This window comes from uncultured Sphingomonas sp. (assembly GCF_964244235.1).
GTDB lineage: Bacteria > Pseudomonadota > Alphaproteobacteria > Sphingomonadales > Sphingomonadaceae > Sphingomonas.
This window is the reverse complement of record NZ_CAXTII010000034.1, coordinates 1-26,638: the sequence shown is the minus strand read 5'-3', so window position 1 is coordinate 26,638 and position 26,638 is coordinate 1. Positions and strand designations below refer to the sequence as shown.

At 67.1% G+C, this 26,638-nt stretch carries 29 protein-coding genes and 1 pseudogene; 9 read left to right on the top strand and 21 right to left on the bottom strand.

Annotation, left to right across the window (positions count from 1 at the left end; all coding sequences use genetic code 11):
* Positions 1-206 (top strand): annotated as a pseudogene (locus ACFE7D_RS07725) (SAM-dependent methyltransferase); the annotation flags it as partial.
* Here the strand turns inward: ACFE7D_RS07725 and ACFE7D_RS07720 are convergent.
* The gene (locus ACFE7D_RS07720) at positions 170-592 is read right to left on the bottom strand and encodes a hypothetical protein (RefSeq protein WP_375394847.1); all 423 of its coding nucleotides are present in this window, start codon (positions 590-592) and stop codon (positions 170-172) included. The pseudogene ACFE7D_RS07725 and the gene ACFE7D_RS07720 sit on opposite strands and share 37 nt — an antisense overlap.
* Positions 593-724: 132 nt before the next feature.
* On the opposite strand from ACFE7D_RS07720, the gene ACFE7D_RS07715 reads away from it, so the two are divergent.
* The 4 genes from ACFE7D_RS07715 to ACFE7D_RS07700 all read left to right on the top strand — a co-directional run bounded on the left by ACFE7D_RS07715 (position 725) and on the right by ACFE7D_RS07700 (position 5,665).
* The gene (locus ACFE7D_RS07715; RefSeq protein WP_375394846.1) at positions 725-1,948 is read left to right on the top strand and encodes an argininosuccinate synthase; all 1,224 of its coding nucleotides are present in this window, start codon (positions 725-727) and stop codon (positions 1,946-1,948) included.
* Between the two features lie 143 nt (positions 1,949-2,091).
* A complete protein-coding gene (locus tag ACFE7D_RS07710) occupies positions 2,092-2,919 on the top strand; it encodes an HpcH/HpaI aldolase/citrate lyase family protein (RefSeq protein ID WP_375394845.1) in 828 nt (275 codons plus the stop codon).
* Positions 2,916-5,375 (top strand): ATP-dependent helicase HrpB, encoded by a 2,460-nt coding sequence (gene hrpB / locus ACFE7D_RS07705; protein WP_375394844.1) that lies wholly within the window; start codon positions 2,916-2,918, stop codon positions 5,373-5,375. The genes ACFE7D_RS07710 and hrpB overlap by 4 nt, the downstream gene beginning before the upstream one ends.
* An 8-nt stretch (positions 5,376-5,383) precedes the next feature.
* Positions 5,384-5,665 carry an ETC complex I subunit gene (locus tag ACFE7D_RS07700; protein WP_375394843.1) on the top strand — a complete coding sequence of 94 codons (282 nt, stop codon included), beginning with the start codon at positions 5,384-5,386 and terminating at the stop codon, positions 5,663-5,665.
* Positions 5,666-5,713: 48 nt separating this feature from the next.
* Here ACFE7D_RS07700 and ACFE7D_RS07695 read toward each other — a convergent pair whose 3' ends face one another.
* From ACFE7D_RS07695 to ACFE7D_RS07680, 4 genes are read right to left on the bottom strand one after another with little or no spacing between them, the layout of a single operon-like run.
* A complete protein-coding gene (locus tag ACFE7D_RS07695; protein WP_375394850.1) occupies positions 5,714-6,244 on the bottom strand; it encodes an NUDIX hydrolase in 531 nt (176 codons plus the stop codon).
* Complete coding sequence (locus tag ACFE7D_RS07690; RefSeq protein ID WP_375394842.1) at positions 6,238-6,909, bottom strand: TPM domain-containing protein; 672 nt, start codon at positions 6,907-6,909, stop codon at positions 6,238-6,240. Before ACFE7D_RS07690 ends, ACFE7D_RS07695 begins: the two co-directional genes overlap by 7 nt.
* Positions 6,906-7,763: a TPM domain-containing protein gene (locus ACFE7D_RS07685; RefSeq protein WP_375394841.1), complete on the bottom strand. Its 858-nt coding sequence runs from the start codon at positions 7,761-7,763 to the stop codon at positions 6,906-6,908. The genes ACFE7D_RS07690 and ACFE7D_RS07685 overlap by 4 nt, the downstream gene beginning before the upstream one ends.
* 5 nt (positions 7,764-7,768) lie before the next feature.
* On the bottom strand, positions 7,769-8,350 hold the full coding sequence (locus tag ACFE7D_RS07680; protein WP_375394840.1) for a LemA family protein: 582 nt from the start codon (positions 8,348-8,350) through the stop codon (positions 7,769-7,771).
* A gap of 116 nt (positions 8,351-8,466) precedes the next feature.
* On the opposite strand from ACFE7D_RS07680, the gene mscL reads away from it, so the two are divergent.
* The gene (gene mscL / locus ACFE7D_RS07675; protein WP_375394849.1) at positions 8,467-8,892 is read left to right on the top strand and encodes a large conductance mechanosensitive channel protein MscL; all 426 of its coding nucleotides are present in this window, start codon (positions 8,467-8,469) and stop codon (positions 8,890-8,892) included.
* A gap of 132 nt (positions 8,893-9,024) precedes the next feature.
* On the opposite strand, the gene ACFE7D_RS07670 is transcribed toward mscL, so the two are convergent.
* Both ACFE7D_RS07670 and ACFE7D_RS07665 read right to left on the bottom strand, forming a co-directional pair.
* Positions 9,025-9,456, bottom strand: coding sequence for an RrF2 family transcriptional regulator (locus ACFE7D_RS07670; RefSeq protein ID WP_375394848.1), 432 nt, complete (start codon positions 9,454-9,456; stop codon positions 9,025-9,027).
* Positions 9,457-9,503: 47 nt separating this feature from the next.
* Positions 9,504-10,547 (bottom strand): sensor histidine kinase, encoded by a 1,044-nt coding sequence (locus ACFE7D_RS07665; RefSeq protein ID WP_375394839.1) that lies wholly within the window; start codon positions 10,545-10,547, stop codon positions 9,504-9,506.
* 100 nt (positions 10,548-10,647) lie between these two features.
* Here ACFE7D_RS07665 and ACFE7D_RS07660 point away from each other — a divergent pair, with 100 nt between their 5' ends.
* On the top strand, positions 10,648-11,424 hold the full coding sequence (locus ACFE7D_RS07660) for a class II aldolase/adducin family protein (protein WP_375394838.1): 777 nt from the start codon (positions 10,648-10,650) through the stop codon (positions 11,422-11,424).
* A 94-nt stretch (positions 11,425-11,518) separates the two neighbouring features.
* Here ACFE7D_RS07660 and ACFE7D_RS07655 read toward each other — a convergent pair whose 3' ends face one another.
* From ACFE7D_RS07655 to ACFE7D_RS07610, 10 genes are all read right to left on the bottom strand, one after another.
* Positions 11,519-12,157, bottom strand: a complete 639-nt coding sequence (locus ACFE7D_RS07655) for a glutathione S-transferase family protein (RefSeq protein WP_375394837.1) — start codon at positions 12,155-12,157, stop codon at positions 11,519-11,521.
* A gap of 136 nt (positions 12,158-12,293) precedes the next feature.
* The gene (gene pnp, locus ACFE7D_RS07650) at positions 12,294-14,714 is read right to left on the bottom strand and encodes a polyribonucleotide nucleotidyltransferase (protein WP_375394836.1); all 2,421 of its coding nucleotides are present in this window, start codon (positions 14,712-14,714) and stop codon (positions 12,294-12,296) included.
* 243 nt (positions 14,715-14,957) lie between these two features.
* Positions 14,958-15,227 (bottom strand): 30S ribosomal protein S15, encoded by a 270-nt coding sequence (gene rpsO / locus ACFE7D_RS07645; protein WP_174286322.1) that lies wholly within the window; start codon positions 15,225-15,227, stop codon positions 14,958-14,960.
* Positions 15,224-16,243: a tRNA pseudouridine(55) synthase TruB gene (gene truB / locus ACFE7D_RS07640; protein ID WP_375394835.1), complete on the bottom strand. Its 1,020-nt coding sequence runs from the start codon at positions 16,241-16,243 to the stop codon at positions 15,224-15,226. The genes rpsO and truB overlap by 4 nt, the downstream gene beginning before the upstream one ends.
* 9 nt (positions 16,244-16,252) lie before the next feature.
* The gene (locus ACFE7D_RS07635; protein ID WP_375394834.1) at positions 16,253-16,855 is read right to left on the bottom strand and encodes a thymidine kinase; all 603 of its coding nucleotides are present in this window, start codon (positions 16,853-16,855) and stop codon (positions 16,253-16,255) included.
* The gene (locus ACFE7D_RS07630; RefSeq protein WP_375394833.1) at positions 16,855-17,247 is read right to left on the bottom strand and encodes a type II toxin-antitoxin system VapC family toxin; all 393 of its coding nucleotides are present in this window, start codon (positions 17,245-17,247) and stop codon (positions 16,855-16,857) included. The genes ACFE7D_RS07635 and ACFE7D_RS07630 overlap by 1 nt, the downstream gene beginning before the upstream one ends.
* Positions 17,244-17,525 (bottom strand): AbrB/MazE/SpoVT family DNA-binding domain-containing protein, encoded by a 282-nt coding sequence (locus tag ACFE7D_RS07625; RefSeq protein ID WP_375394832.1) that lies wholly within the window; start codon positions 17,523-17,525, stop codon positions 17,244-17,246. The genes ACFE7D_RS07630 and ACFE7D_RS07625 overlap by 4 nt, the downstream gene beginning before the upstream one ends.
* A 31-nt stretch (positions 17,526-17,556) precedes the next feature.
* Positions 17,557-17,949, bottom strand: a complete 393-nt coding sequence (gene rbfA / locus ACFE7D_RS07620; RefSeq protein WP_375394831.1) for a 30S ribosome-binding factor RbfA — start codon at positions 17,947-17,949, stop codon at positions 17,557-17,559.
* A gap of 333 nt (positions 17,950-18,282) precedes the next feature.
* Entirely contained in the window at positions 18,283-20,994 is a 2,712-nt protein-coding gene (gene infB / locus ACFE7D_RS07615) for a translation initiation factor IF-2 (protein ID WP_375394830.1), read from the bottom strand.
* Positions 20,991-21,698, bottom strand: coding sequence for a DUF448 domain-containing protein (locus tag ACFE7D_RS07610; RefSeq protein ID WP_375394829.1), 708 nt, complete (start codon positions 21,696-21,698; stop codon positions 20,991-20,993). The genes infB and ACFE7D_RS07610 overlap by 4 nt, the downstream gene beginning before the upstream one ends.
* A gap of 91 nt (positions 21,699-21,789) precedes the next feature.
* Between ACFE7D_RS07610 and ACFE7D_RS07605 the strand changes: the two genes are divergently transcribed.
* Positions 21,790-22,071 carry a GIY-YIG nuclease family protein gene (locus ACFE7D_RS07605; protein WP_375394828.1) on the top strand — a complete coding sequence of 94 codons (282 nt, stop codon included), beginning with the start codon at positions 21,790-21,792 and terminating at the stop codon, positions 22,069-22,071.
* Positions 22,072-22,192: 121 nt separating this feature from the next.
* Here ACFE7D_RS07605 and ACFE7D_RS07600 read toward each other — a convergent pair whose 3' ends face one another.
* The 3 genes from ACFE7D_RS07600 to rimP are packed head-to-tail and all read right to left on the bottom strand — an operon-like array spanning position 22,193 to position 24,608.
* Entirely contained in the window at positions 22,193-22,426 is a 234-nt protein-coding gene (locus ACFE7D_RS07600; RefSeq protein WP_375394827.1) for a 4-oxalocrotonate tautomerase family protein, read from the bottom strand.
* A complete protein-coding gene (gene nusA / locus ACFE7D_RS07595) occupies positions 22,426-24,033 on the bottom strand; it encodes a transcription termination factor NusA (protein ID WP_375394826.1) in 1,608 nt (535 codons plus the stop codon). Before nusA ends, ACFE7D_RS07600 begins: the two co-directional genes overlap by 1 nt.
* Positions 24,033-24,608: a ribosome maturation protein RimP gene (rimP, locus tag ACFE7D_RS07590; protein ID WP_375394825.1), complete on the bottom strand. Its 576-nt coding sequence runs from the start codon at positions 24,606-24,608 to the stop codon at positions 24,033-24,035. The genes nusA and rimP overlap by 1 nt, the downstream gene beginning before the upstream one ends.
* A 183-nt stretch (positions 24,609-24,791) precedes the next feature.
* Between rimP and ACFE7D_RS07585 the strand changes: the two genes are divergently transcribed.
* Positions 24,792-26,072: a PQQ-dependent sugar dehydrogenase gene (locus tag ACFE7D_RS07585; RefSeq protein WP_375394824.1), complete on the top strand. Its 1,281-nt coding sequence runs from the start codon at positions 24,792-24,794 to the stop codon at positions 26,070-26,072.
* A 23-nt stretch (positions 26,073-26,095) separates the two neighbouring features.
* On the opposite strand, the gene ACFE7D_RS07580 is transcribed toward ACFE7D_RS07585, so the two are convergent.
* Positions 26,096-26,638: hypothetical protein (locus tag ACFE7D_RS07580; RefSeq protein ID WP_375394823.1), on the bottom strand; the 543-nt coding region annotated here is incomplete at its 5' end.

Here is a 26,638-nt window from a genome sequence, read left to right as displayed (position 1 = left end):
CACGCACCGTGGCGGCGAAGGAGGAAATCGTCGCGATGTACGACGACCGGTTCTACCGGATGTGGATCTTCTATCTGGCGGGCGCGGCGGCGGCGTTCCGCAACGGGAGTCTGTGCAACTACCAGCTGCAATTCTCGCGCAGCCGGACGGCGCTGCCGGTGACGCGGGATTATATGACGGAAGCGGAGCGGAAGCTGCGCGGGTAAATATTACTTCCCCCTGACCGCCCCGTTCGCTGCGGCGCGTTCGTCGGCATCGATCTTGCCGTCGTGGTTCCGGTCGTACAGGTCGAACGTCTTGCCAGCAGCGCCTGGCCCTCGTCGCGGGTGACCTTGCCGTCATTGTTGGCGTCGGCATGGTCGAACCATAAATCCGCCAGTCGCTTGGAATGGACGGGATCGATCCGGCTACCCCCCGCCCGCATCTTTGCGATCCGCGCCTGGACTTCCGCGCGGGTCAGGACGCCGTCGTGGTTGGTGTCGGTCGCGGCGAATTCCAGATCGTATTTCGCGGACGCCGAGGCGCGGGTGTCCTGCGCCGCGACGGGAAGAGCGACGCCGGCAAGCATGACGGCGAGTGTGAGGCGGATCATGCGAGGCTCCATCGAAAGTCGGCGGGCACTGGCGGCATGCGCTTGTATCGCGGATGAACGGCGCACGGTTGCGCGGCCGCGTCGGAGAGCATATCGGCGCGGCAACCCTGACGACAGCCGAGGACGATCCCGTTGAGCGATGAAATCAAACGTGTGGTGCTGGCCTATTCGGGCGGCCTGGACACCAGCGTCATCCTGAAATGGCTGCAGCAGGAATATCAATGCGAGGTCGTGACCTTCACCGCGGACCTGGGCCAGGGCGAGGAGCTGGAGCCGGCCCGCGCCAAGGCGGTGATGATGGGGGTGAAGCCCGAACACATCTTCATCGACGATCTGCGCGAGGAGTTCGTGCGCGATTACGTCTTCCCGATGATGCGATCGAACGCGCTGTACGAGGGGCTGTACCTGCTCGGCACTTCGATCGCGCGGCCGTTGATCGCCAAGCGGCAGATCGAGATCGCGCGGATGGTCGGCGCGGATGCGGTCAGCCATGGCGCGACGGGCAAGGGCAACGACCAGGTCCGGTTCGAACTGGGCTATTACGCGCTCGCCCCCGACATCAGGGTGATCGCGCCGTGGCGGGAATGGGACCTGACCAGCCGCACACGCCTCATCGAATTCGCCGAACAGCACCAGATCCCGGTCAGCAAGGACAAGCGCGGGGAGAGCCCGTTTTCGACCGATGCGAACCTGCTGCACACCTCGTCCGAGGGGAAGGTGCTGGAGAATCCGTGGGACGAGGTGCCCGACTATGTCTATTCGCGCACCGTCAACCCGGAGGACGCGCCCGACACGCCCGAATTCATCACCATCGATTTCGAGCGCGGCGACGGGGTCGCGGTGAATGGCGAGGCGATGTCGCCCGCGACGCTGCTGACCAAGCTCAACGAATTGGGGCGCACGCACGGCATCGGGCGGCTCGACCTGGTCGAGAACCGCTTCGTCGGCATGAAGTCGCGCGGGATGTACGAGACGCCGGGCGGCACGATCTATCACTTGGCGCACCGCGGCATCGAGCAGCTGACGCTCGACCGCGGTGCGGCGCATCTGAAGGACGAACTCGCGCCGCGTTATGCCGAGCTGATCTACAACGGCTTCTGGTTCTCGCCCGAGCGCGAGATGCTGCAGGCGGCGATCGACCACAGCCAGGAGAAGGTGTCGGGGACCGTCCGGTTGAAGCTGTACAAGGGCGGGGTGTATGTCGTCGGGCGGCAGTCGCCGAACTCGCTGTATTCGGAAAAGGTCGTGACGTTCGAGGACGACCAGGGCGCGTACGACCAGCGCGATGCAGCGGGGTTCATCAAGCTGAACGCGCTGCGGCTGCGGTTGCTGGGGCGGCGGGATCGGGAGGGGTGAGGTTCAATACGGTGCACTCTCATCCGTCATGCCGGACTTGTTCCGGCATCCATGGCGCGGCATGATCGATGGCTTGGGGCGCGCGGCACGATGGACCCCGGCGCAAGGCCGGGGTGACGGACTGTTATGCGACTGAAATGCCCATGACCCGCCTCCGCCGCGCCGCCCTTTACCTCCCCGCTTCCAGTCCGCGCGCAATCGCGAAGGCGCGGACGCTGGCGGCGGATGTGGTGATCCTCGACCTGGAGGATGCGGTCGCGCCCGACCAGAAGACGGACGCGCGGGTGGCGGCGGTGGCGGCTATCCGCGAGGGCGGGTTCGGGACGCGCGAACTGGTGGTGCGAGCGAACGGTCTTGATACCGAATGGGGCGCGGACGATCTGGCGGCGCTTGCGGCGGCGAAGCCGGATGCGATCCTGGTGCCGAAGGTCTCCGACGCCGCCGATGTCGCGGCCTATGTCGAACGCGCGGGCGCGGTACCGGTCTGGGCGATGGTGGAGACCGCGGGCGCGGTGCTGCGACTGGATGCGATCGCCGCGGTGCCGGGGTTGGCGGCGCTGGTGATGGGGACCAACGACCTCGCCAGGGAATTGCGGATGCGGCCAGGCGGCGACCGCTTGCCGATGCAGGGGTTCCTCGCCGCCACCGTCGCGGCGGCGCGCGCGCACGGCCGCTTCACGCTCGACGGCGTATGGAACGCGATCGACGATGCGGACGGGCTCGCCGCGGAATGCGCCCAAGCCGTGCGGTTCGGGTTCGACGGGAAGACGCTGATCCACCCCGGCCAGATCGACGCCTGCCTCGCCGCGTTCCGTCCATCGGCGGAGGAGATCGCGGCGGCGCAGGCGATCGTCGCGGCCTTCGCGCAGCCCGAGGCGGCGGGGAAGGGTGCGATCCGGCATGGAGGGGCGATGGTCGAGCGGTTGCATCTGGCCGAGGCGGAGGCATTGCTCGCACGGGCGAAGGAGTGAGCGACCTGCCGATCCATGCGGTGCTGCCCGACCTGCTGGCGGCGCTGCGAGCGGGATCGAACGCGGTGCTGGTCGCGCCGCCGGGGGCGGGCAAGACGACCGCCGTCGCGCCTGCGCTGCTGGCGCAACCCTGGTGCGATGGCGAGATACTGCTCCTTTCCCCCCGCCGCCTCGCCGCACGCGCCGCGGCCGAACGGATGGCGGCGCAAGCGGGGGAGCCGGTGGGGCGCAACATCGGCTATGCGACGCGGCTGGACAGCAAGCGATCGGCGGCAACGCGGATTACGGTGGTGACGGAGGGAATCTTCGTCGCGCGGATCCAGGCGGACCCGGAACTGGCGGGGGTGTCGGCGGTGCTGTTCGACGAGGTGCACGAACGAAGCCTCGACGGCGATTTCGGGCTGGCGATGGCGCTGGATGCGCAAGCCGCGCTTCGGCCCGACCTGCGGCTGGTCGCGATGTCGGCGACGCTCGACGGGTCGCGCTTCGCGGCGCTGATGGGCCCCAACGACTCTTGGGCACCCGTGATCGAGAGCGAGGGGCGCAGCCATCCGCTGACACTCGTCCATGTCGGGCGCGGGGCGGGGCGGATCGAGGACGATATGGCGGCTACGATCCGCCGCGCGCTGGCGGAGGGCGAGGGCGGGGTGCTCGCCTTCCTGCCCGGCGTCGCGGAGATCGAGCGGACGGCGGAGCGGCTGACCCTGCCCGAGGGGGTGGTGCTGCACCGGCTCCACGGCAGTCTCGACCCCGCCGCCCAACGCGCTGCGATCGCGCCCGAGGCGCAGCGCAAGGTCGTGTTGGCGACGAGCATCGCGGAAACCAGCCTGACGCTGGCTGGCATCCGCATCGTCATCGACTCCGGCCTCGCGCGTCGTCCGCGCTACGACCGGGCGGCGGGCATGACGCGGCTGGTGACCGAACGCGCCTCGCAGGCCGCGGTGATCCAGCGCGCCGGGCGCGCGGCGCGGCAGGGGCCGGGGGTGGCATATCGATTGTGGGAGGAAGCGGCGACCGCCGGCCTGCCGCGCTTCGATCCGCCCGAGATCTTGGAGGCGGACCTGTCGGGACTGGTGCTTGCCGCGGCCTTGTGGGGCGTCGGTGATCCGCGCGATCTCGCGTGGCTCGATCCGCCGCCGGCAGCCGCGGTGGCGGAGGCACGGGCGCGGCTGGCGGTATTGGGAGCGATGGATGGCGACGGGCGGCCGACCGCGCACGGCCGCGCCATCGCCAGGCTGCCGATGCCGCCGCGGATCGCGCACATGCTGGTGCGTGCGGGGGAGATGGGGCTGGCGCGCGTCGCGGCGGAGGTCGCGGTGCTGCTAGGCGAGCGCGGGCTGGGCGGGACGGATGTCGATCTTGAGGCGCGGGCACGGCGCTGGCGGGGGGAGCGGGGGGCCAAGGCGGTTGCGGCGAGGGGGCTGGCCGCGCGGTGGGCTGGCCTTGCGAGCGGGAAGGATTCTTCTCCTCCTCCCGCTTGCGGGAGGGAAGAAATCGCGACCGCCATCGCGCTCGCTTTCCCCGATCGCCTCGCCCGTCGCCGCGACGGCAGCGGCGAGGCGTGGGCGTCGGTCGGCGGGCGCGGGTTCCGGCTCGACCCGACATCCGTCCTGGCCAGCGCGACCTGGCTCGCGGTCGCGGACATCTCGGGCAGCGCGTCGGGCGCACGGATCCTCGGCGCGGCGGTGATCGGCGAGGAGAGCGTCGAGGCGCTGTTTGCCGATCGCATCGAAACCATGCGCACGCTCGCCTTCGATCCCGCGACCGGCGCGGTCGAGGCATTGCGCGAACGTAGGCTGGGCGCGATCCGGTTGTCCTCGGGCCCGGACCCCACCGCGGATCGCGCGGCGATGGCGGCGGCGCTGGTCGAGGGGGCGCGGGCGCACGGACTTGCGCTGCTGCCGTGGGACGAGGGGGCGGCGACGCTCCGGACGCGGGCGGCGTTTGCGGGCATTGCGCTGGACGATGCGAGCCTGCTCGATCGGCTCGACGAATGGCTGCCCGCGCTGGTCGCGGGGAAGCGTCGGTTGTCGGCGATCCCGAACGGCGCGCTGGCGGAGGCGTTGCGTGCCCTTGTCGGCTGGGACGCGATGCGCCGGATCGACCGACTTGCCCCGGCGGACTTCACCAGCCCCGCGGGGAGCCGCCACGCCATCAACTATGGCGCGGAAGGGGGCCCGCAGGTCGAACTCCGCGTGCAGGCGCTGTTCGGGCTCGCCGCGCACCCGGTGGTGGGCGAGGCGCGGACGCCGCTGGTCCTGTCGCTGACATCCCCCGCGGGCCGCCCGATCCAGACGACGCGCGACCTGCCGGGCTTCTGGGCGGGCAGTTGGGGGGCGGTCGCGAAGGAGATGCGCGGGCGCTATCCGCGGCATCCCTGGCCCGACGATCCCGCCTCCGCATCGGCGACGCTTCGGACCAAAAATGCGGATGCACGCGCGCGCGGATCGGGGTAAGGGGGGACATGCCCACAGCCCGGATCTTCCAGCGCCCCAAGAATTCCATGTCGTCCGGCAAGGCGCTGACCGACCGCTGGCAGCTCGAATTCGCACCCGCCGAAGCGAAACGCCCCGATCCGCTGACCGGCTGGGCCGGCAGCGGCGATACGCGCGACCAGCTGCGGCTGCGCTTCCCGACCTGCGAGGCGGCGATCGCTTATTGCGAGCGGGAAGGGCTGGCGTTCAGTGTCGTGCCGGCGCCGGAGAAGACGCTGAAGCTGCAGGCCTATGCGGATAATTTCAAATAGGGCTCGCTCGTGCTCCTGCGAACGCAGGAGCCCAGGGTTCCAAGCTGGTCAGACGATCCCGCCCGCCAGCAGCAGCAGCACCTTCGCATCTACGGCGACGCCAGCCGCTCGGCGTTCCGCCACGAACGTCCCGATAGCCGCCAGCGGCACGCGGTGGACAGCGATGTCCTCCCCGTCCACCCCGCCGCCGGCCGCAACCCTGGTCAGCCCGGTCGCACGGATCAGGGTGAACGCCTCCGACGTCATCCCCGGCGAAGAACAGAACAGCCCGAGCGATTCGATGCGGTCCGCCCGGTAGCCGGTCTCCTCCTCCAGTTCGCGCGCGGCGGCGGTCCCGATCGCCTCGCCCGCGGTCTCGTCGCCCACCAGACCCGCCGGCAGTTCGAGGCAGCGTCGAGCGATCGGTACGCGATACTGCTCGACCAGCAGAACGTGCCGGTTCCCGGCGTCGCCGGCGGAACCATCGTCGATCGCCAGGATCACGGCCGCCGCGATGCCCCGCGGGCGGACGGCGTATTCCCAATTACCCTCCGTCTCGACCGCGATGAAGCGGCCGGCCCAGACCGTCTCGCTCACAATTCGATCAGCCGGTCGGGCAATTCGTTGGGATCGGTGCCGGTATAGGGAAAATACTCGGCCAGCACGGCACCGATGCGCCCGATCGCGGCGACCACCGCGTCCGCGGTGCGCCCGTCCTTCAGCGCATCGACCAGCGCATGCATCGCCTCGCCCCAGGCGGTCGCGGGAAGCCTGGCCAGCACCGCGGCATCGGTCACGATCTCCGCGCGGCGCTCTGCAAGCGAGACATAGAGGAGCACGCCCGTCCGCGTCGCCGTCCGCGCCTCGATCGCGGTGCGGAACAGCAGGACCGCGCGCGCCCGCACCCGCCGGGTCCTGGTCGCGCCGGGCGTCAGCGCCATCCGGATCGCCAGCGGCTTCGTCGCATAGTGTAGAACGAGATAGGCAACCGCCAGCAATATCAGCAAGCCGCTGAACAGGACGCCCATCGACCAGTCATCGCCCCAGCCGCCATAGGCCCGGTCGAGCAGCCACAGGAACGGCCGCGGCACGAACGCCGTCACCGCGACGATCAGGAACAGTGCGATCGTGATCCAGTGGACCGCGGCGTCGTGATAGGCGTCCGACTGCGCTGCGACGATCGGAACGATCTCCGCATCGGTCGTCGTCTCCGCCGCGGTGACAGCGGCCGCGACCGCCGAGCGATCGGCTTCGGTCAGGCTCACCACCCCCCGGACGCCCCGCCGCCGCCGAACGATCCGCCGCCGCCGCCGGTGAAGCCGCCGCCGCCCCAGCTGCCGTCGCTACCGCCGGAGGAGCCGCCGCCCCCGCTCCAGGACGATCCGCCACCGCCGCCGCTACCGAGCGCGCTCCACAGGAATATGGGCAGGACGCTGCCGCCGAAACGCGACCCCTGGCCACCCCGCCTGAATCGCGACGCGACGAACACGCCCATGATGATCAGCCAGAAGATCAGCCCGATCCCGCCACTGCCGCCACTGTCGCGGGTCCGCCGATGCGCCTTGTCGAACTGCGCGATCGCGGCATCGGTCTTCGCCTTCGCCTCGTCGGGCGAAGCGCGAAGTTGGCCGATGATCGCGTCCGTTCCTGCTTCCATCGCACCGGGCACGTCCTTGGCGACGAGCTTGGGTATCATCTGCTGGTTGATGATGACGCTCGACAGCGCATCGGTCAGGATCGGCTCCAGCCCGTAGCCGACCTCGATCCGCGGTCCGCGCTGGCCGGCGGGCTCGTTCGGCGCAATGAAGAGGATCGCGCCGTTGTCCGCGCCCTTCAACCCGATGCCCCAGGCCCGCCCCAGCTTGTAGCCGTAATCTTCGAGCGGATAGCCCTGCATGTCGGGAATCGTCGCGACGACCAGCTGCCGGTGCGTATCCTTCTGCAGCGCCTGCAGCTTCGCGGTCAGGTCCGCCTTCGTCGCCTCCGGCAGCACGTTCGCGGCATCGACGACCAGCCCGGTGAATTTGGGGAAGGTCTGCGCCGCGACCGGCAGCGTCACGAACGCCAGCGCCGCGACGATCAGCGCCACCGCGTGACGCACCAGGGCAGCGGTGCGCATGGCGATCAGTTCGCGTTGCCGAAATTCACCGTCGGCGCGACCTGCGCGTCCGGTGTCGTCGCGGCGAACGGCACCATCGGCTTCGCGCCGTAGAAGATCTTCGCACCGATCGCGTCGGGGAAGGTGCGGATCGTCGTGTTGTACGATTGCACCGCGTCGTTGTAATCCTTGCGCGCGACGGTGATCCGGTTCTCGGTTCCCTCGAGCTGGCTCATCAGCGTCGTGTAATTGCCCTGGCTTTTCAGCTCGGGATACGCCTCCTGCAGCCGCTGCAGCGTCACGCCGACCCGGCCCTGCACCTGACTGAACGCCGCGACCTTGGCCGGATCCTTCAGATCGTCGCCCGACAGATGCACCGCGTTCGCCGACGCGCGCGCCTGCGTCACCTCGACCAGGATGCTTTTCTCCTGCGCGCCGGCGGCCTTCACCGTGGACACCAGATTGGGGATCAGATCGGCGCGGCGCTGATAATCATTCTGGACATCCGCCCAGCGCGCCTTGGCGGTTTCCTCCGCGGTCGGGATCGCATTGAGCCCGCAGCCGGCGAGCATGAGACCTAGCGGAAGGGCGATTGCGGGGCGAAGCATGGGGGTTCGTTCTCCAAGGTCTGTCCTAGTCATATAGGACACCCGGCGGCTTGGCGAAACCGAAATCGTTGGCTAGCCTCGCAGCGTTCGCGGACGACGTGGCGGGGGGCCGTGTGATGTTTCAGGAATTCCGGACGTTCATCATGCGCGGCAACGTGCTCGATCTGGCCGTCGCGGTCATCATCGGCGGGGCGTTCGGCAAGATCGTTTCCTCGTTGACCGACGATATCATCATGCCGGTCATCGGAAAGATCCTCGGCGGACTCGATTTTTCCAGCTATTTCCTGGTGCTGGGAAAGATACCGCCGGCATTGGCGGGATCGACCGATTACGCCGCGCTGAAGAAGGCGGGGGTATCGCTCCTCGGCTACGGCGCGTTCGTCACCGCCGCGGTGAATTTCGTCATCGTCGCCTTCATCATCTTCCTGCTGATCCGCGCGGTGAACAAGCTGATGCCGAAGCCGGAGGTAAAGGTGGCGGCCGAGCCCGCCGACGTCACGCTGCTGCGCGAGATACGGGACGCATTGCGGGTGCGGGGGTAGGTATCTCCTCCCTCTCCCTTTGGAAGAGGGAGGGAGCCGAGCGCAGCTCGGCGAAGGGTGAGGGCGACAAGCGCGCGAAGTGGTCGCCCTCATCCGGCGCTGCGCGCCACCTTTCTCCCGGAGGGAGAAGGATTAAGCCGCGACCAAATCCTGCGCCGTCGCATCCGCCAGGCTGGTGCCGTCCAATATCCGTGCGGTCTCGTCACGCACGCGCATCATCGCGTGGCGGATCGCGCAGGACCCTTCGTCGGTGCAATCGGTACAGCGGCGATAAGCGGTGCGGCTGACGCAGGGGACCAGCGCCAGCGGCCCCTCGATCACGCGGATCACCTCGCCGAGCGAGATCAGATGCGTCGGGCGCGACAGGCAATAGCCGCCGGCCTTGCCGCGGTGGCTGTGGACCAGCCCGGCATCGCGCAGATCGGCCAGGATCATTTCCAGGAACTTGCGCGGCACGTTGGCGGCGACGGCGATTCGGGTCGTCGCGATCGGTCCGCCGCCCGCCGGCGCATCCGCCAGGAACAGCATCGCGCGCATCGCATATCGGGATCGCCTGGTCAGCATGATGATGTAATGCCGCACCATTATGGCGAGCGAAAGGCGGCGGCGCCTTATCGCGACACCATCGCGGCACTCGCTTTCTCCGGCAGGGACAGCCGCGCGACCGTCGTCTTGCCGCCGTGCAGCGTGAAGATGCCGCCGATTTGCCGCGCCAGCATCGTCGCGATCGACAGGCCAAGGCTTTCCTGCCCCGCCAGCTTGAAATCGACGGGGAGGGTGCCGCCATCGTCGCGCACCTCGATCGACAGCATCTGCGTATCGCTTCGCGCGACGACGATATCGATCCGCCCGGTGCGGTCTGACAGGCCGTGTTCGATCGCGTTCGCCACCGCCTCCGCGACGATCAGCGCCAGCGGCACCGCATGGTCCGGGGCGAGCGTCATGCCGCCATCGCAGGACACGGCACAGATCAGGTCACCGCGCCCGCTCGCGTCGATGACGTCCTCGGCCAGTCGTTCCAGAAACCCTGCCAGGTCCCGGCTTTCCCCCGAGGGATCGTAAAGCTGACGGCTGATCCGGCCGATCACCGTCAGCCGCCGCGCCGATTCGTCCAGCGCCGCGCGCGCATCGATGTCGTGGACGCGGCGTTTCTGCAGCGCGAGCAGCCCTGCGACGACTTGCAGATTGTTCGACACCCGGTGCTGAAGCTCGCGGAACAGCAGTTCGCGCGTCGCCGCCAGCCGCTCGCTCGTCTCGCGCTCGACCGTCAATGCGCGATTGGCGGTCTGCATCCAGTAAACGAGAAGGACCGGGATCCCGGCGGTCATCACGAACAGCAGCAGCCCGGTCACCGCCGTCGGCGTGGCGACGAACAGGTGGCGCGGCGGGATGAACCAATACCATGCCAGCAACCCGCCGATCGCGGTCGCGATGGCCCCCATGCGCGGGCCGAACAGGAAAGCGCTGAGGAAGACCGCGGGCAGGAAACTGATGAACGGGAAGCTGTCGCCCAGCCAGCGATCCGCGACCGACCGGACCATGAACATCACCGTGATAACGATGATCGTCCAGCCGAGCCGAACCGGCCATGCCAGCGTGTCGAGCGGAAAACGCTCGACGAACGGGCGGGTATCGGAGCGTGGGGGGCGGATCATTACGGGCTGGTACGGGCGGACGGGCTGGTTGCCAAGGGCGTCGCCATTGTCGCTACCTGCGCAGGAGCATACATGGAGGCAAGACCATCAGGAGAGTCGCATGGCCACGCTCGCAACCGTCCAGGCCGATCGCAACGTCATGGCGCCGGGCGAATGGGAGGCGCGGGTCGATCTGGCCGCCGCGTACCGGCTGGTCGCGCTGTACGGCTGGGACGACCTGATCTTCACGCATCTGTCGGCACGGGTGCCGGGGCCGGAACACCATTTCCTGATCAACCCGTACGACATGATGTTCGAGGAGATCACCGCATCGAGCCTCGTCAAGATCGATGTCGAGGGCAATCCGGTGGGGGCGACGAAGCATCCGGTGAACCCGGCGGGCTTTACGATCCATTCCGCACTGCACATGGCGCGCGAGGACGCGGCTGCGGTGATGCATCTCCACACGCCGCACGGCCAGGCGGTGTCGGCGATGGCGTTCGGCCTGCTGCCGCACACCCAGACATCGATGATCGCCGGGCACGACATCGCCTACCACGACTATGAAGGCGTCGCGACCGACCTGGACGAGCGCGAGCGGCTGGTCGCGGACATGGGCGACAAGCATGCGATGATCCTGCGCAATCATGGCACGCTCGCGGTCGGCGACAGCGTCGGCGCATGTTTCGTCCGGTTGTATTTCCTGGAGCGCGCCTGCGAGGCGCAGGTGCTGATGCTGTCCGCGGGCCGCGAGAATCTGAACGATCCGCACCAGGGGGTGGAGGCGAAGGTCGCCCACCAGTCCAATCCGAAGGGGATGGGGATGGTGGCGGAACGGCTGGCGTGGCCGGCGTTGCTCAGGAAGCTCGACCGGATCGATCCGGGGTTTCGGGATTAGGCGATGAAGATCGGCATCGTCGGCGCTGGCTTCATCGGCCGCGCCGTCGCCCGGCTGGCGGGGCCAGGCGTCGGCGTGGCGATCGGGTCGAGCGCTACCGGGTATTGACGGCCAGCTGGGCGTCGAATGCGCGCCGATAGGCCGGTCGCGCTTCGCCGCGTGCGACATAGTCGCCGAGAATGGGATGGGCCTCCAACATGCCCGACATCCTCAGCCGGAGCAGCACCGACACCATCATCAGATCGCCCGCGCTGAACGCGCCGTCCAGCCAGTCGGCGTCGCCCAGACGACGGGAAAGCTGGCCAAGCCGTTCGTCAATACGCGCAGCGATGAGCGGCTTGCGCCGGGCGGTCCATGGTCTGTCGCCCTCCAGGAACCTGGCGACGACCATCTCGAGGATCGGTGGCTCCACCGTGCTGACCGCGGCGAACATCCATGCGATCGCGCGCGCCCTGGCGTTCGCGTCCTCCGGTAGCAGACCTGCGTGGCGCTCGGCGATATGAAGGACGATGGCGCCGGTCTCGAACAGACGGAGATCGCCGTCCTCGTAGGTCGGGATTTGCCCGAAGGGATGGAGCGCCAGGTGCGCGGGTTCCTTCATTGCCTCGAACGGGACGAGGCGGACGTCATAAGCCTGACCGGCTTCCTCGAGCGCCCAGCGAACGCGCGTATCGCGTGCCAACCCCTTGCCGCCATCAGGTGAGCGGTCGAACGCCGTGATCGTGATCGTCATGACCCGAGCGTGGCATCGCTTCGTGCCGGTCGCAAGGTCGGCTAGGCACGGCTATCGGCCCGACGCCGGGACGCACACGAAGGGGCCCGGCATCGCTGCCGGACCCCTTCGTCACCTGATAATGGTGCTCGCTTGATCAGTCGCGATCGCCCGTCAGAAACGCCGGCGCGAATTCCGGCGCGGGGCCCCGATCGTCGTTGGCGTCGTTGCCGCCCGAACGCTCCGGACGCGGACCACGGTCTCCGCCGCCGTCACGCCGCGGGCCGCGGCCGCCGTCGCCGTCACGGCGCGGACCACGATCGCCGCGATCGCCGCCACGACCACCGCCGCCGCCGTCGCCGCGCGGGCCGCGCCCGCCGTCGCCATCACGACGCGGGCCGCGCGGACCACGGTCGCCGCCTTCGCCCCGATCGCTTCTGGGCTCGCGGGCAGGACGCGTGTCCTCCAGCTCGGCACCGGTCTCCTGATCGACGACGCGCATCGACAGGCGGACCTTGCCGCGCGGATCGATCTCGAGGACCTTGACCTTCACCTCTTGACCCTCGGACAACACGTCCGACACCTTCTCGACCCGCTCGCCCCGGATCTCGGAGACGTGGACGAGGCCGTCCTTGCCACCCATGAAGTTCACGAACGCGCCGAAATCGACCATGTTGACGACCTTGCCGTCATAGACCTTCCCGACTTCCGCTTCCTCGACCAGACCCTTGATCCACTTGACCGCGGCTTCGATCTGCGCCGGATCGGAGGACGAGACCTTGATGACGCCCTCGTCGTCGATGTCGACCTTGGCACCCGTGGTCGCGACGATCTCGCGGATCACCTTGCCGCCGGTGCCGATGACTTCGCGGATCTTCGCCTTGTCGATCGAGAAGGTCTCGATCCGCGGCGCGTGCGCGGACAGTTCCTCGCGGGTGTGGTCCAGCGCCTTGGCCATTTCGCCCAGGATGTGCGCGCGGCCTTCCCTGGCCTGCGCCAGCGCCTTGCCCATGATCTCCTCGGTGATGCCGGCGATCTTGATGTCCATCTGCATCGTCGTGATGCCCTCGGACGTGCCCGCCACCTTGAAGTCCATGTCGCCGAGGTGATCCTCGTCGCCGAGGATGTCGGACAGGACCGCGAAGTCCCGATTGCCCTTAGAGTCTACCTCCAGGATCAGGCCCATCGCGATGCCCGAGACCGGTCGCTTCAGCGGCACGCCTGCGTCCATCATCGACAGCGACCCGCCGCAGACGGTGGCCATCGACGAGGAGCCGTTGCTCTCGGTGATGTCCGACAGGACGCGGATCGTGTAGGGGAACTCGTCCTTCGACGGCAGCACGGGGTGCAGCGCGCGCCAGGCGAGCTTGCCATGGCCGACTTCGCGACGCCCCGGCGCACCGAAGCGGCCGACTTCACCGACCGAATAGGGCGGGAAGTTGTAGTGCAGCATGAAGTTTTCGTAACTCAGCCCGGTCAGCCCGTCGATCATCTGCTCCGCATCGCGCGTGCCGAGCGTGGTGGTGCAGATCGACTGCGTCTCGCCGCGGGTGAACAGCGCCGAACCGTGTGCGCGCGGCAGGAAATGCACCATCGCCTCGATCGGACGGATCTGCGTGGTGGTGCGGCCGTCGATGCGGGTGCCGTCCTTCAGGATGGCGCCGCGGACGATCTCCGCCTCCAGCTTCTTCATCAGCTTGCCCGCCGCCATCTGGTCCTGCGGACTGGCATCGGCGAACGCCGTCTTGCCCTTGGCGCGGGCGAGGTTCAGCAGGTCCGACCGCCTGGACTTGTCCGTCACCTTGTAGGCGGCGGCGATGTCCTTGCCGATCAGCGTCTTGAGCTTGGCCTTGGCGGCGCTGAGATCGGCCTGCTCGGCCATTTCCCACGGATCCTTCGCGGCCTTCTCGGCGAGGTCGATGATCAGGTTGGCGGCCTCGCGGCATGCCTTGTGCGCGAACTGCACCGCGCCGAGCATGACCTCTTCGGACAGCTCCCTGGCTTCGGATTCGACCATCATGACGGCGGCACCGGTGGCGGCGACGACGAGGTCCAGGTCGCCCGACCTGGACTGCTCCAGCGTCGGGTTCAGGACGTACGCGCCATCGACATAACCGACGCGTGCGGCGCCGATCGGGCCCATGAAGGGCACGCCCGAGATGGTGAGCGCGGCGGAGGCGGCGACCATCGCGAGGATGTCCGGCTCGTTCTCGCCGTCATAGCTCAGCACTTGGGCAATGACGTTGACTTCGTTGTAGAAGCCTTCGGGGAACAGCGGACGCAGCGGGCGATCGATGAGACGGCTGGTCAGCGTCTCCTTCTCGGTCGCGCCGCGCTCACGCTTGAAGAAGCCGCCGGGGATGCGGCCGCTGGCGGAGAATTTTTCCTGGTAATGGACGGTGAGCGGGAAGAAATCCTGCCCCTCCTTCACGGTGCGCGCGGCGGTGACGGCGCAGAGCACGACGGTCTCGCCCAGCGTGGCGAGGACGGCGCCGTTCGCCTGGCGGGCGACGCGGCCCGTCTCGAGCGTCAGCGTCTGGTTGCCCCACTGGGTGCTTACGGTCTTGGTATCGAACATGTTTTTTCCTTCACTCCGCGACGCCCAATGCGTGCGGGGCCTCTGTTGCGGGCTAAGCCGGCCCGCGGCGGTTTGGAGCGGTTTCGTCGCTCCGTGGAGAAGGAACCGGATTGTTCCCACCCCGTCACCTCGGCGAAGGCCGGGGTCCATCTCTCCATCAGCCCATGCGGCGCGATGGATCCCCGCCTGCGCGGGGATGACGCAAAACGTAAACGGCCCGCCGAAGCGGGCCGAACGTTTGCGTCACTTGCGAAGCCCGAGCTTCGCGATGAGATCGAGGTAGCGCTGGCCGTCCTTGTGACGGAGATAGTCCAGCAGCGACCGGCGCTTGTTGACCATCATCAAAAGGCCGCGGCGGGAGTGGTTGTCCTTCGCGTGGCCCTTGAAATGGCCGGTCAGATTCTTGATCCGCTCGGTCAGGATCGCGACCTGGACTTCGGGGGAACCGGTGTCGCCTTCGGCGCGGCCATGTTCCTTGATGACTTCCTGGCGGCGTTCTGCGGTGATCGTCATGTGGTTTCCTTCGACATCGGTTCAATATTGAAGCCGCGAACGACGTGGACGTTGCCGTCCCGGACCTCCACCAGCGCGACCGGAACATCGTCCGCGCACGCGAGATATCGGCCGTCTTCGTTGGCGATCCCGTCCAGCACGCGCCCCTGTCGGAGCGCTCCTGCCTGGGCGGGGGTGAGGGGTAGAGCCGGGATGTCGTCCAGCCCCGCCCTCAACGGCAGGAGATAGCGTTCAAGTGCGCGCGCAATACCGGCTTCGCCCAGAATGTCCAGCGATATCGCCTGGGAGAGGTCGAACGGCCCGGCCTTCGTGCGGCGCAGATAGGTGACATGGCCGACGGTGCCGAGCGCGATGGCGATGTCGCGGGCGAGGGAGCGGATATAGGTGCCCTTGGAGACGTGCGCGGTGAGGGTGATGTCACTCAATTCCTCCCCGCTCGCGGGGAGGGGGACCTTCGGCGAAGCCGATGGTGGAGGGGGCGTACCACATATGCACCGCTCGCGGCCCGCCCCCTCCACCAGCTGCGCTGGTCCCACCCCCCGTGCCGGAGAGGATTGAAGGGCGTAGACCGTCACATCCCGGCTCGCCAGCACCACATCCTCGCCCGCCCGCGCGAGGTCGTACGCCCGCGCGCCATCCACCTTCAGCGCGGAATAGGCCGGCGGCACCTGCGCGATCGGCCCGGTGAACTGCGCCAACACCGCCTCCACCGCGCCAACAGTCGGTCGCACATCGGACGTCGCTACCGGCACCCCTTCCGCGTCCAGCGTATCCGTCTGCACCCCGAACGAAATCGTGAAATCATACACCTTGTCGCTGTCGAGCATCCGCCCGGCGAGCTTCGTAGCCTCGCCGATCGCGATCGGCAGCACCCCCGTCGCCAGCGGATCGAGCGTGCCCCCATGGCCCACCTTGAACTTGCCATAGCCGCCATCGCGCAGCGCCCGCTTCACCGCGGACACGCCCTGTGTCGAGCCAAGCCCCAGCGGCTTGTCGAGGATGATCCAGCCATGCACCTTACGGCCCTAGCCCAGCGCTTCGACGAAATGCCGCCGGCGAAGGGCTTCTGAGAAGTGCCGCCGGCACAGCGCGACATAGCTTTCGTTACCACCGATCGCCGTCTGCGCGCCTTCCGCGATCGGTCGCCCCTGCGCATCGACGCGCAGGTTCATCGTCGCCTTGCGCCCGCAGGTGCAGACCGACTTGATCTCGACCAGACTGTCCGCGATCGCCAGCAACCGCGCCGAACCCGCGAACAGGTCGCCGCGAAAATCGGTGCGCAGGCCGTAGGCGAGCACCGGAATACCGTCCGCATCGCACAACCGCGCAAGCTGATCGACCTGGGCTGCGGTCAGGAACTGCGCCTCGTCCACCATGACGCAGGCGAGCGGCCCCTGCGACTGCCGCGCATGCACGCACGCGGCTAGGTCGGTCTGCGCGTCGAACGGCGTTGCGGGTGCGGTCAGTCCGATCCGCGAAGTGATCGTGCCCGCCGCGAACCGATCGTCGATGCTCGCGGTGAACAACATCGTCGCCATTCCCCGCTCGGCATAGTTGAACGCCGCCTGCAGCAGGTTGGTCGACTTCCCCGCATTCATCGACGCGTAATAGAAATACAGCTTGGCCATCAGGCGAGCGTTTCGACCGGGATCGGGCACGCAGCCCCCGTCTTGCGTCGAACCGCGCGGTCGAGGGTGGCGAAGCCATCCGTTTTCGCGGCCGAAACGATGTGGATCATGTCCGCCCAGTCGCCGCCCGCACCATAGCGGTCGATCGCCCATCGCACGAGCAAGGGGCGGGCGATCGCAACGCCGTCCAGCGCCGTAACCCCGTCGAGCGAGGCGACGACCTGCGAACGCGGCATGCGATAGCGACTTTCGAGTACCCAGCCGGTCTCCAGCAACACGGTCAACGAAACGAATAGCCGCTGGCGTTGCATAAGAAGCCTGATGGCTTCGATCTGCCGGGGTTCGTCGCCGAGGATCAACCGAAGAACGATATTCGTATCGACGGCGATCATTTGTCGTCGTCGAATTCGCCGTAATGTTTTGCGAAATAATCCCCGTCGATCGTCATATCCTCGACCGCCACAGGCCGACCCTCGTATTTCGGTACGCGGCGACGAAACTCTTCATAGCTGATGCTCTCGTGCGATGGTTGTTCCGGCACGTCGAGAATCAACCGGTTGCCGACGCGTTCGAGGCTCAACCGCTCGCCGGCCTTCAGACCCAGCGCGTCACGAATGTCTTCAGGAAGGACGATCTGGCCCTCGGGCGATATGGTGATCTCGATTCCCATTGCGACAAGATGCGTCGGACGCGCGTCCCGGTCAATCTTCGCCCAGATCCTGCGCCACCTGCGGCGCGCGCAGGAGCGTGTCGATATGGGTGCCCTCGTCGAAGCTCTCGTCCGCCAGGAACTTCAGCTTGGCGGCATATTTGGTCTTCACCGCCTGCGCGACCTCGCGCTGGAGATAGGCGGTGTTGGTGCGCAGCGCCTTCAGCACGTCCGCCTCGTCGCGGCCGAGCAGCGGCTTCACGAACACCGTCGCGTGGCGCAGGTCGGGCGACATGCGCACTTCGGTGACCGAGACCATGTGCTTGTCGAGCGTATCGTCATGCACGTCGCCGCGTTGCAGGATCGCGGACAGGACGTGACGGACCTGCTCGCCGACGCGCAGCGTGCGCACGGATTTTTCGGGGATGTCGGCGGGTCGCGCCATCTTGTCTTTTTCGCCCGTTATGCTATGTGATGATAACCATGACAGTCGAAGTATCTTACTTCGCCTCCTGAGCCCGGGTGTTCCAGCACCCGGGCTCAAATCGTTTTGGGGCCCGGTGTTCCAGCACCGAGCCCCGCACTGGCTTTACTTCCGGCCCAGCTCGATGAGCTTGACCGTCAGTCCTATCAGCGCAACGACAAACGTAGCGACGCCAAGGACCAGAACCACGACAGTTTGGGTATCCATCCTATTACCTCCTTTCCGGCCGCAACGTTGCGGCCGGATTTAGGGATAGCAGGATGTTTGACCGTGGGGACACCCGGGGTTTGCTGACTATAGCGTCCGTTCGCGCATCTCGACCTCGAACGTCTCGAGGAAATCGCCCGCCTTGATGTCGGTGAAATTCTGCGTGAACGTGACACCGCATTCCAGCCCGGCGCGAACCTCCGGCACGTCGTCCTTGAACCGCCGGAGCGAGGCGATTTCGCCCTGGTAGATGATGACGTCGTTGCGCGTGATGCGGGCCTTGAGCGCCTTGCGGATGACGCCTTCGGTGACCAGCAGACCTGCCGCGCGGCCGTGCTTTCCCGCGGAGAACACCTCGCGGATTTCGGCGCGGCCGACGACCGTCTCGAACGCTTCCGGCCCGAGTTCGCCCGCCATGCCCGCCCTGATCTCGTCGACCAGGTCATAGATCACGTCGTAATATTTGAACGCGACCTTCTGGCGCTCGGCGATCTCGCGCGCCTTGGCGTTGGGGCGGACGTTGAAGCCGATGATGGGCGCGCCGCTGGCACCCGCCAGCGTGACATCGCTTTCGGTGATGCCGCCGACGCCCGAATGCAGCACGCGCGCCTTGATGAGGTCGGTCGAGATCTTGTTGATCGCGCCGACGATCGCCTCGACCGTGCCTTGCGTGTCCGCCTTCACGACCAGCGGATATTCGATCGCCTGCTTTTCCTTCAGCGCGGAGAACATCGATTCCAGGCTGGCCGGAGCCGATGTGGTCCGCTTGTCGGTCAGGACGCCGCGGCGGTATTCCGCGACTTCGCGCGCCCGCGCCTCGTTCTCGACGACCTGCAGCGGATCGCCCGCCGACGGAACACCGGACAGGCCCAGGACCTCGACCGGCATCGCCGGACCGGCTTCCTTGACCTGCTTGCCCTTGTCGTCGACCAGCGCGCGGACCTTGCCGCTTTCCGCGCCGATGACGAAGATGTCGCCGACCTTCAGCGTGCCGCGGTTGACGAGCACCGTCGCGACCGGGCCGCGACCCTTGTCGAGCTTCGCCTCGATCACAGTGCCCTCGGCCGGGCGATCGGGGTTGGCGCGTAGTTCGAGCAGTTCGGCCTGGAGCTGGATCTTCTCGATCAGCTCGTCCAGCCCGGTCTTCTTCAGCGCGGAAACCTCGACGTCCTGGACGTCGCCGCCCATGTCCTCGACGACGATCTCCTCGCTCAGCAGGCGCTCGCGCACCTTTTGCGGATTGGCGCCTTCCTTGTCGACCTTGTTGATCGCGACTATCATCGGGACGCCCGCCGCCTTGGTATGCGCGATCGCCTCCACCGTCTGCGGCATCAGACCGTCGTCGGCGGCGACGACCAGCACTACGATGTCGGTCACGTCGGCGCCGCGCGCGCGCATCTGCGTGAACGCCTCATGGCCCGGCGTGTCGAGGAAGGTGACCTTCGACTTGTCCTTCAGGGTCACCTGATACGCACCGATATGCTGCGTGATCCCGCCCGCTTCGCCGCGGGCGACGTCTGTGCCGCGCAGCGCGTCGAGCAGCGACGTCTTGCCGTGGTCGACATGCCCCATGATCGTGACGACGGGGGGACGCGGCTGGAGATCGCCGTCCTCTTCCTCGATCGTGTCGATCGCCAGATCGGCGTCGCTGTCGCTGACGCGGGTGATGTTGTGGCCGAATTCGGTCACCAGCAGTTCGGCCGTGTCCTGGTCGATCGTCTGGGTCAGCGTCACCGGCATGCCCATCTTGAACAACGCCTTGACCAGATCCGCGCCCTTTTCCGCCATGCGGATCGCGAGTTCCTGGACGGTGATCGCGTCGGGGACGGCGACATCGCGGACCTGCTTGGCCTGCGCCTCGCGCGGGCCACCGATGCCGCGACGTTCCTTCTCGCGCGCACGCTTCAGCGCGGCGAGGCTGCGGGCACGCGCGCCGTCACCGTCGCCGAGCGCGCGGTTGACGGTCAGCTTGCCCGACTGGCGGCGGTCGTCACCCTTGCGGTCGCGCAGTTGCGGACGACCGGGCAGGGCGTTGCGCGGGGTCGCGGTGCCGGCAGGCAGCGCACGTCCGGCAGTCGATGCCGCGGCTGCGGCCCCCGTCGCAGTCGGCTTTGCCGCTGCGGCGGGGGGTGGTGGTGGCGGCGAAGGCCGTTCGGGCCGCGCGACCGGCGAGAAGCGCCGGGGTGCGGGCATCGACGGATCGGGCTCGAGCGACGTCATCGGCGCAGGTGCGGCAACCGGCTCGGATGTCTTCGGCGCAGGTGCGGCTTTCGCGACCTCGGGCTCGTGGCGGGGCGTGACTTCGGACGGCGCAGCGGCTTCGACCGCGGCGGGCTCGGGCACGGCAACCGGCTCGGGTGCAGCGGGCGGATCCATCTGGACTCGCCGGTTCTCTTCGATACGAAGCCGTTCGTCCTCGGCCACGCGCTGGCGATCGCTCTCCTCGCGGCGGCGCGCATCTTCGAGCGTGTGCATGCGCTGGTCTTCGGCTTCGCGCAGCAGCAGCGCCTGGCGTTCCTGCGCTGACAGGTTGCTGACCGGCGCGCGAGGCTGGGCGGGCTGTGGCGCGGTCGCGACCGGCACGGGGGTCGCGGCCTCGATCCGGGGTCCCTCCTGAACCTGGGCTTCGGGCGCTGCGCCGCCCGGGCCGAGCACGCGGCGGCGCTTCACTTCGACCACGACCGTGTTCGAACGGCCATGGCTGAAGCTCTGCTTCACCTTGCCGGTTTCGACCGTGCGCTTGACGCCCAGAGGCGTGCGCATGCCGAGCTTCGGCTTCTCGTTGTCGGTGTCGCTCACTCAAATTCCTCGCGTGTCGTCATGGCCGGCAGGTCGCCGGAAAGTCCGGACGCCGATGGCCCTTGCGAGGCCGTTTCGCAAGGTACCGGGGAAAGATCGGGGCCGACGAAATGCAGCCAGCGGTCGAGCGCATCGCTCACCCGCTTCGCCGCAGCGCGGTCGGTCAGGCCAATATGTACCACATTTCCGCGGCCCAGCGCCAACCCCAATATGGTGCGGTCGACAGGCAGTGCCAAGCCCCGGACGTCGCTGCCTTCGCGGTCCGATCCGACTCGCCACGCCTGATCCAGCTTGCGGTTGCCGTCGGTACCGGCATCCGAGGCGTGGTAGAGCGCATGCAGCTTGCCGCTGCGTGCCGCGGTTTCGATCCGTTCGGAGCCTGTCATCAGCGTGCCCGTCTTCGCTTCCAGCCCGAGCCGGTCGAGCGCATTACGTTCGAGTGCGACGGCGATCATCTGCGGCAAATCGTCGGGGATCGTGATCGCCGCGTCCTTGAACGCCCGCGCCATCGCGCTGCGCAATTTCTTCTTGGCGATCGCGGTTTCCAGTTCGCTGCGCGTAACTCCGATCCATGCCCCGCGTCCGGGGGCCTTGGCGCGGATATCGGGCAGCACGAGACCCCTGGGGGAGACCGCGAGTCGGATCAGGTGATCGCGCACGTCGCGGTCGCGCGTCAGGATGCAGGAGCGGATGGGGTCAGTCATGGGTAGACCCCCTTCCGTCATGCCGGGCTTGAGCCGGGGTCCATCGGGCGGCAAACTCCAACGAACGAGAGAGCGACAACCGTGCGTCTATATGATGGCCAGCGGCTTTTACGGGACGTTGTATGTCGGCGTGACCTCGAACCTCATCGGCCGCGTGATGCAGCACCGCGACGGGACGTTCGACGGTTTCACCAAGCGTTACGGGGTGAAGCGGCTGGTCTGGTACGACGTTGCCGACCTGATGGACGCGGCCATTGCGACCGAAAAGCGGATCAAGAAGTGGCGGCGCGACTGGAAGATCGGGTTGATCGAGGAGCGCAATCCGGCGTGGAATGATCTCGGGCCGACCCTGGGGTTGCCGCCGCTGATATGATTCGTCACCCCGGCCTTGCGCCGGGGTCCATGGTGCCGCGCATTCTTTGGCCGATTGATTCGCGGCCCGATGGACCCCGGCGCAAGGCCGGGGTGACGGACGGAGGTTGGACCTCAGCGCCTCATTGCGAGGATTCCGCATGTGCGTCCTCCTGCGCAACGGGTTTCGCGTCGCGGTCGGCGATCAGCAGGCCGCCTGCGCCGTAGCTTTCGGTCGATACCTCTTCGATCACGATCTGAACCGCGGCCGGGTTCTTGCCGAGGCGGGATACCAGCGAGGACGTGACGTCGGCCACGATCCCCGCTTTCTGGTCCTTGCTGGCGGTGCCCGAGATGCGGATCGACACGAACGGCATCAGGCGTCTTCACCCCCCGATGAGGCGGCAGCCGGTTCGTCCTCGAACCAATGGGCGCGTGCGGCCATGATGATCTCGTTGCCCTGCCCGTCGGTCAGGCCGTATTCGGACAGGATGCCGCCCTTGGGCTCGGGCCGCTTGGGCGCGTCGTCGTTGCGGCGGCGCGGTTCGACTCGCTTCTTCTCGACCAGTTCGTCGGTCGCGAGATCGGCGAGGTCGTCGAGCGTCTTGATTCCCGCCTTGCCGAGCGTCACCAGCATCGCCTCGGTCAGATACGGGATCGCGGCCAGATCGTCCTCGACGCCGAGCGCGGTACGCTCTTCCTTGCTGGCGGCGTCGCGGCGTTCCAGGGCCTCGGTCGCGCGGCTCTGCAGCTCGGCGGCGAGGTCTTCGTCGAACCCCTCGATCGAGGCGATCTCCTCGACCTCGACATAAGCGACTTCTTCCAGCGCGCTGAAGCCCTCGGCAACCAGCAATTGCGCCAGCGTCTCGTCGACGTCGAGCTCCTTCTCGAACATCGCCGAACGCTCGACGAATTCCTTCTGGCGCTTCTCGGACGCGTCGGCCTCGGTCAGGATATCGATCGCCTTGCCGGTCAACTGGCTGGCGAGACGGACATTCTGGCCGCGGCGACCGATCGCGAGTGAAAGCTGGTCGTCGGGGACGACGACCTCGATCCGGTCCTCTTCCTCGTCGATCACGACGCGCGATACGGAGGCGGGCTGGAGCGCGTTGACGACGAAGGTCGCGGTGTCGGGGGACCAGGGGATGATGTCGATCTTCTCCCCCTGCATTTCCTGGACGACGGCCTGGACGCGGCTGCCCTTCATGCCGACGCACGCACCGACGGGGTCGATCGACGAATCGTGGCTGATGACGCCGATCTTCGCGCGGCTGCCGGGATCGCGCGCGGCCGCCTTGATCTCTATGATGCCGTCATAGATTTCGGGCACTTCCTGCGCGAACAGCTTCTTCATGAAATCGGGATGCGCGCGGCTGAGGAAAATCTGTGGCCCGCGATTCTCGCGCACGACCTTCAGGATCAGCGAACGGATCCGGTCGTTGACTCGCACCACTTCGCGCGGAATCTGCGCGTCGCGGCGGATGACGCCCTCGGCGCGGCCCAGGTCGACGACGACATGGCCGAACTCGACGCGCTTGACGACGCCGGTGATGATCTCGCCCGCCCGGTCCTTGTATTCCTCGAACTGACGCTCGCGCTCGGCATCGCGGACCTTCTGGAAGATCACCTGCTTGGCGGCTTGCGCGGCGATCCGGCCGAACTCGATCGGGGGCAGCGGATCGACGATGTAATCGCCGACGACCGCGCCGTCCTGCAGCTTCTGCGCGTCCTTGACCGACACCTGCTTGAAATAATCGTCGACGCCCTCGACGACTTCGACCACGCGCCACAGCCGCAGATCGCCGGTGGTTGGATCGAGCTTCGCGCGGATGTCGTTCTCCGCACCGTAGCGCGAGCGGGCGGCGCGCTGGATCGCGTCCTCCATCGCCTCGATGACGATGCCCTTGTCGATCATCTTTTCCGATGCGACCGAATTCGCGATCGCGATCAGTTCCGCACGGTTGGCGGTGACGGCGGTGGCCATTATTCCTGTCCTTCTTTCACGCTGTCTTCTTCGGACATCTCGTCGTCCTCGAATTCGTCGGCCCCTTCGGCGGACAGCGGCCGGGTCGCCGCGATCAGCCGGTCGGTCATCATCAGCTTCGCAGCCTCGATCCGGCCGAAGCCGACCGTCATCGGGCCGTGTCCGCGAACGTCGATCGACACCTGGTCGCCCTCCGCGCCGATCAGGTCGCCGGTCAGCTGCCTGCGCCCGTCGATCGGCTCGGCGAGGTGGAGGCGCGCCTCGTGCCCCGCCCAGTCGGTATAGTCCGCCAGCCGGGTCAGCGGCCGGTCGATACCGGGCGAACTGACCTCGAGCCGATACGCTCCGTCGATCGGGTCGCGGCCGTCCGCCTCCAGCGCGTCGAACATGTCGGAGATGCGGCGCGACAAGGCGGCGCAATCCTCGATCATCAGCTGGCGGGTCTCGGGATGCTCCGCCATCACCTGCAACGTCGGGTCCGACTTCCCGCCGGTCATCTTCACGCGGACGATCGCCAGCCCGAGCGCGGTCGCCTCGGGTTCGATCAGTCGGGTGAGGGCGGCGATGTCGGTCAAGCAGGAACCTAGCGAATCGGGTACGGGTCTTTGCCGCCGCGGAGGGGAACCCCGCAGCCTCTTCACCAATGACGATGTCGAGTAAGCACAGGCGCTATACGTCGGGCCGTCTCCGTCTGCAAGCAGGCAACCGGCGGGGCAACGGGACGTTATCAGGGCACGTCCATCGCCGAAAGACACGCCATGATCCGCCATGCCCTGCTCGCCACCCTGATGATCGGAACGGCGTGCAGCGCGCAGCAGCCCGACCCGAAAAGTTCGGCGATGCAAGGTCCGCAAGGGCCGCAGCCCGCGGGCGCGGACCAGCCGGTGCCGCAGAACGCGCCGACGACGAATATCAGGAACGTCCCGGCGACGACCGGCCGCGCCAACCGGCCGCAGACGAAGCCGCCTTTCGCGGTGCAGACGATCGGCCAGTTCGACGAGCCATTCGCGATGGCGTTCTTGCCAGCGGGCTATCTGTTGGTCACGGAAAAAGGGGGCGCGCTTAAAGTCCGCTATCCCGATGGTGCCGTGAGTGATGTAGCCGGCGTACCGGCGGTGGCGGCCGGAGGACAGGGCGGACTGCTCGACGTGGCGGTTGCCGCCGATGGCACGATTTATCTCAGCTATTCCGAACCGGCACAGGTCGGTAGCCAACTCGTCCTCGCTCGTGCAAACCTGGGCGTCTGGACTGCGGGTTGCCATGTCGGAAAGGTTGCGGATTGCCCGCTCGGCGAGACCCATCATCCGATGTTGCTGAATAACCCGACGGTCCTCTGGCGCGCCGGCTCTTATGGCCCCGGTGGCCAGTTCGGCGCAAGGATAACCTTCGCTCCCGACGGCCAGTCGTTGTTCCTGACCTCGGGCGAGCGTCAGCGGTTCAGCCCGGCGCAGGACCCCGAACAGGCACTGGGCAAGATCCTGCACCTGACGCTCGACGGCAAGGCGTGGCCGGGCAACCCCGGTTACAAGGCGGGCGGGGTCCGCGCGCAGACCTGGACCAGCGGCCACCGCAATCCCTACGGCCTCGTCTTCACGCCCGACGGTCGGTTGTGGGAGGAGGAGATGGGGCCGCGCGGCGGCGACGAGCTTAACCTGATCGAACCCGGCCGCAACTATGGCTGGCCGATCGTCTCGAACGGCGACAATTACAGCGGCCGGCCGATCCCCGATCACCCCAGCCGCCCCGATCTCGCGGCACCGGCCCTGTGGTGGAACCCTTCGATCTCGCCGGGCGGGATGATCCATTATTCGGGCAGCATGTTCCCGGCGTATCGCGGATCGCTGTTCATCGCGGCGCTGTCCGACGAATCGCTGATCCGCGTGACCCTCGATGGCGCGACCGCCCGCGCGGCGGATCAATGGTCGATGGGAACGCGTATCCGCGACGTGGCGCAGGCACCCGACGGATCGATCTGGCTGCTGGAGGACGGTGAAAAGGGTTCGGGCGGCAGATTGTTACGGCTGGCGCCGAGGAGTTAAATTATAAACGATCTTTTTGGCCATTACCGTTTTCCTCTGCGATTTAATCTACAAAATAAAGTAGAGTTTTCTATTTCTGGAAACTCGATCGTGTAAATACCCAAGTCTTCGGCGGATAATGAGTATAGCGTGTTTGAGAACGAAAACGCATAGAAATGCGAAGCCGACATAAAATTGAACGATGAAACCCCACGACTGCTGGTGAGCAAGTTAAAATCCTCAGTCGAGCTAGGACCACTCCTTGACTCAGCTAACGTGCCGTCTGTGGCAAATCTGAAGATGGTTTTATAAAGATACCAGTTGGAAAACGGTCCGCTGCGTTCGACACGGACAGGCGGTTTCATCGACTTCAACATCTGCATCGATACGCCGGGTTCCGTAGCCACTTTGGTCAATACCGCATTTCGCGTCCGTAAGTCGGACACCGTATCCCATCGGAGCGGCCGCAAGCTTCCCTGAATGACCTGGGCGGGCAATTGCGTGCGAAGCAAGGTCCCCGGCATCCGGTTCGTTCGGTCGTGTCCCACGACGTGGTGTAGCTCGCGGTTGGGCATCGGCGATCTTCG

Coding starts and splice junctions, on each gene's coding strand:
- ACFE7D_RS07660 (WP_375394838.1), top strand. CDS start 10,648: ATGGCCACGCTCGCAACCGTCCAGGCCGATCGCAACGTCATGGCGCCG.
- ACFE7D_RS07710 (WP_375394845.1), top strand. CDS start 2,092: ATGACCCGCCTCCGCCGCGCCGCCCTTTACCTCCCCGCTTCCAGTCCG.
- ACFE7D_RS07720 (WP_375394847.1), bottom strand. CDS start 592: ATGATCCGCCTCACACTCGCCGTCATGCTTGCCGGCGTCGCTCTTCCC.
- nusA (WP_375394826.1), bottom strand. CDS start 24,033: ATGGCCACCGCCGTCACCGCCAACCGTGCGGAACTGATCGCGATCGCG.
- ACFE7D_RS07605 (WP_375394828.1), top strand. CDS start 21,790: ATGATGGCCAGCGGCTTTTACGGGACGTTGTATGTCGGCGTGACCTCG.
- pnp (WP_375394836.1), bottom strand. CDS start 14,714: ATGTTCGATACCAAGACCGTAAGCACCCAGTGGGGCAACCAGACGCTG.
- ACFE7D_RS07625 (WP_375394832.1), bottom strand. CDS start 17,525: ATGGGAATCGAGATCACCATATCGCCCGAGGGCCAGATCGTCCTTCCT.
- mscL (WP_375394849.1), top strand. CDS start 8,467: ATGTTTCAGGAATTCCGGACGTTCATCATGCGCGGCAACGTGCTCGAT.
- ACFE7D_RS07600 (WP_375394827.1), bottom strand. CDS start 22,426: ATGCCGTTCGTGTCGATCCGCATCTCGGGCACCGCCAGCAAGGACCAG.
- ACFE7D_RS07585 (WP_375394824.1), top strand. CDS start 24,792: ATGATCCGCCATGCCCTGCTCGCCACCCTGATGATCGGAACGGCGTGC.
- ACFE7D_RS07685 (WP_375394841.1), bottom strand. CDS start 7,763: ATGCGCACCGCTGCCCTGGTGCGTCACGCGGTGGCGCTGATCGTCGCG.
- rbfA (WP_375394831.1), bottom strand. CDS start 17,949: ATGGCGCGACCCGCCGACATCCCCGAAAAATCCGTGCGCACGCTGCGC.
- ACFE7D_RS07670 (WP_375394848.1), bottom strand. CDS start 9,456: ATGCTGACCAGGCGATCCCGATATGCGATGCGCGCGATGCTGTTCCTG.
- ACFE7D_RS07680 (WP_375394840.1), bottom strand. CDS start 8,350: ATGCTTCGCCCCGCAATCGCCCTTCCGCTAGGTCTCATGCTCGCCGGC.
- ACFE7D_RS07635 (WP_375394834.1), bottom strand. CDS start 16,855: ATGGCCAAGCTGTATTTCTATTACGCGTCGATGAATGCGGGGAAGTCG.
- ACFE7D_RS07700 (WP_375394843.1), top strand. CDS start 5,384: ATGCCCACAGCCCGGATCTTCCAGCGCCCCAAGAATTCCATGTCGTCC.
- ACFE7D_RS07655 (WP_375394837.1), bottom strand. CDS start 12,157: ATGACGATCACGATCACGGCGTTCGACCGCTCACCTGATGGCGGCAAG.
- rpsO (WP_174286322.1), bottom strand. CDS start 15,227: ATGACGATCACCGCAGAACGCCGCCAGGAAGTCATCAAGGAACATGGC.
- ACFE7D_RS07665 (WP_375394839.1), bottom strand. CDS start 10,547: ATGATCCGCCCCCCACGCTCCGATACCCGCCCGTTCGTCGAGCGTTTT.
- ACFE7D_RS07610 (WP_375394829.1), bottom strand. CDS start 21,698: ATGACTGACCCCATCCGCTCCTGCATCCTGACGCGCGACCGCGACGTG.
- ACFE7D_RS07630 (WP_375394833.1), bottom strand. CDS start 17,247: ATGATCGCCGTCGATACGAATATCGTTCTTCGGTTGATCCTCGGCGAC.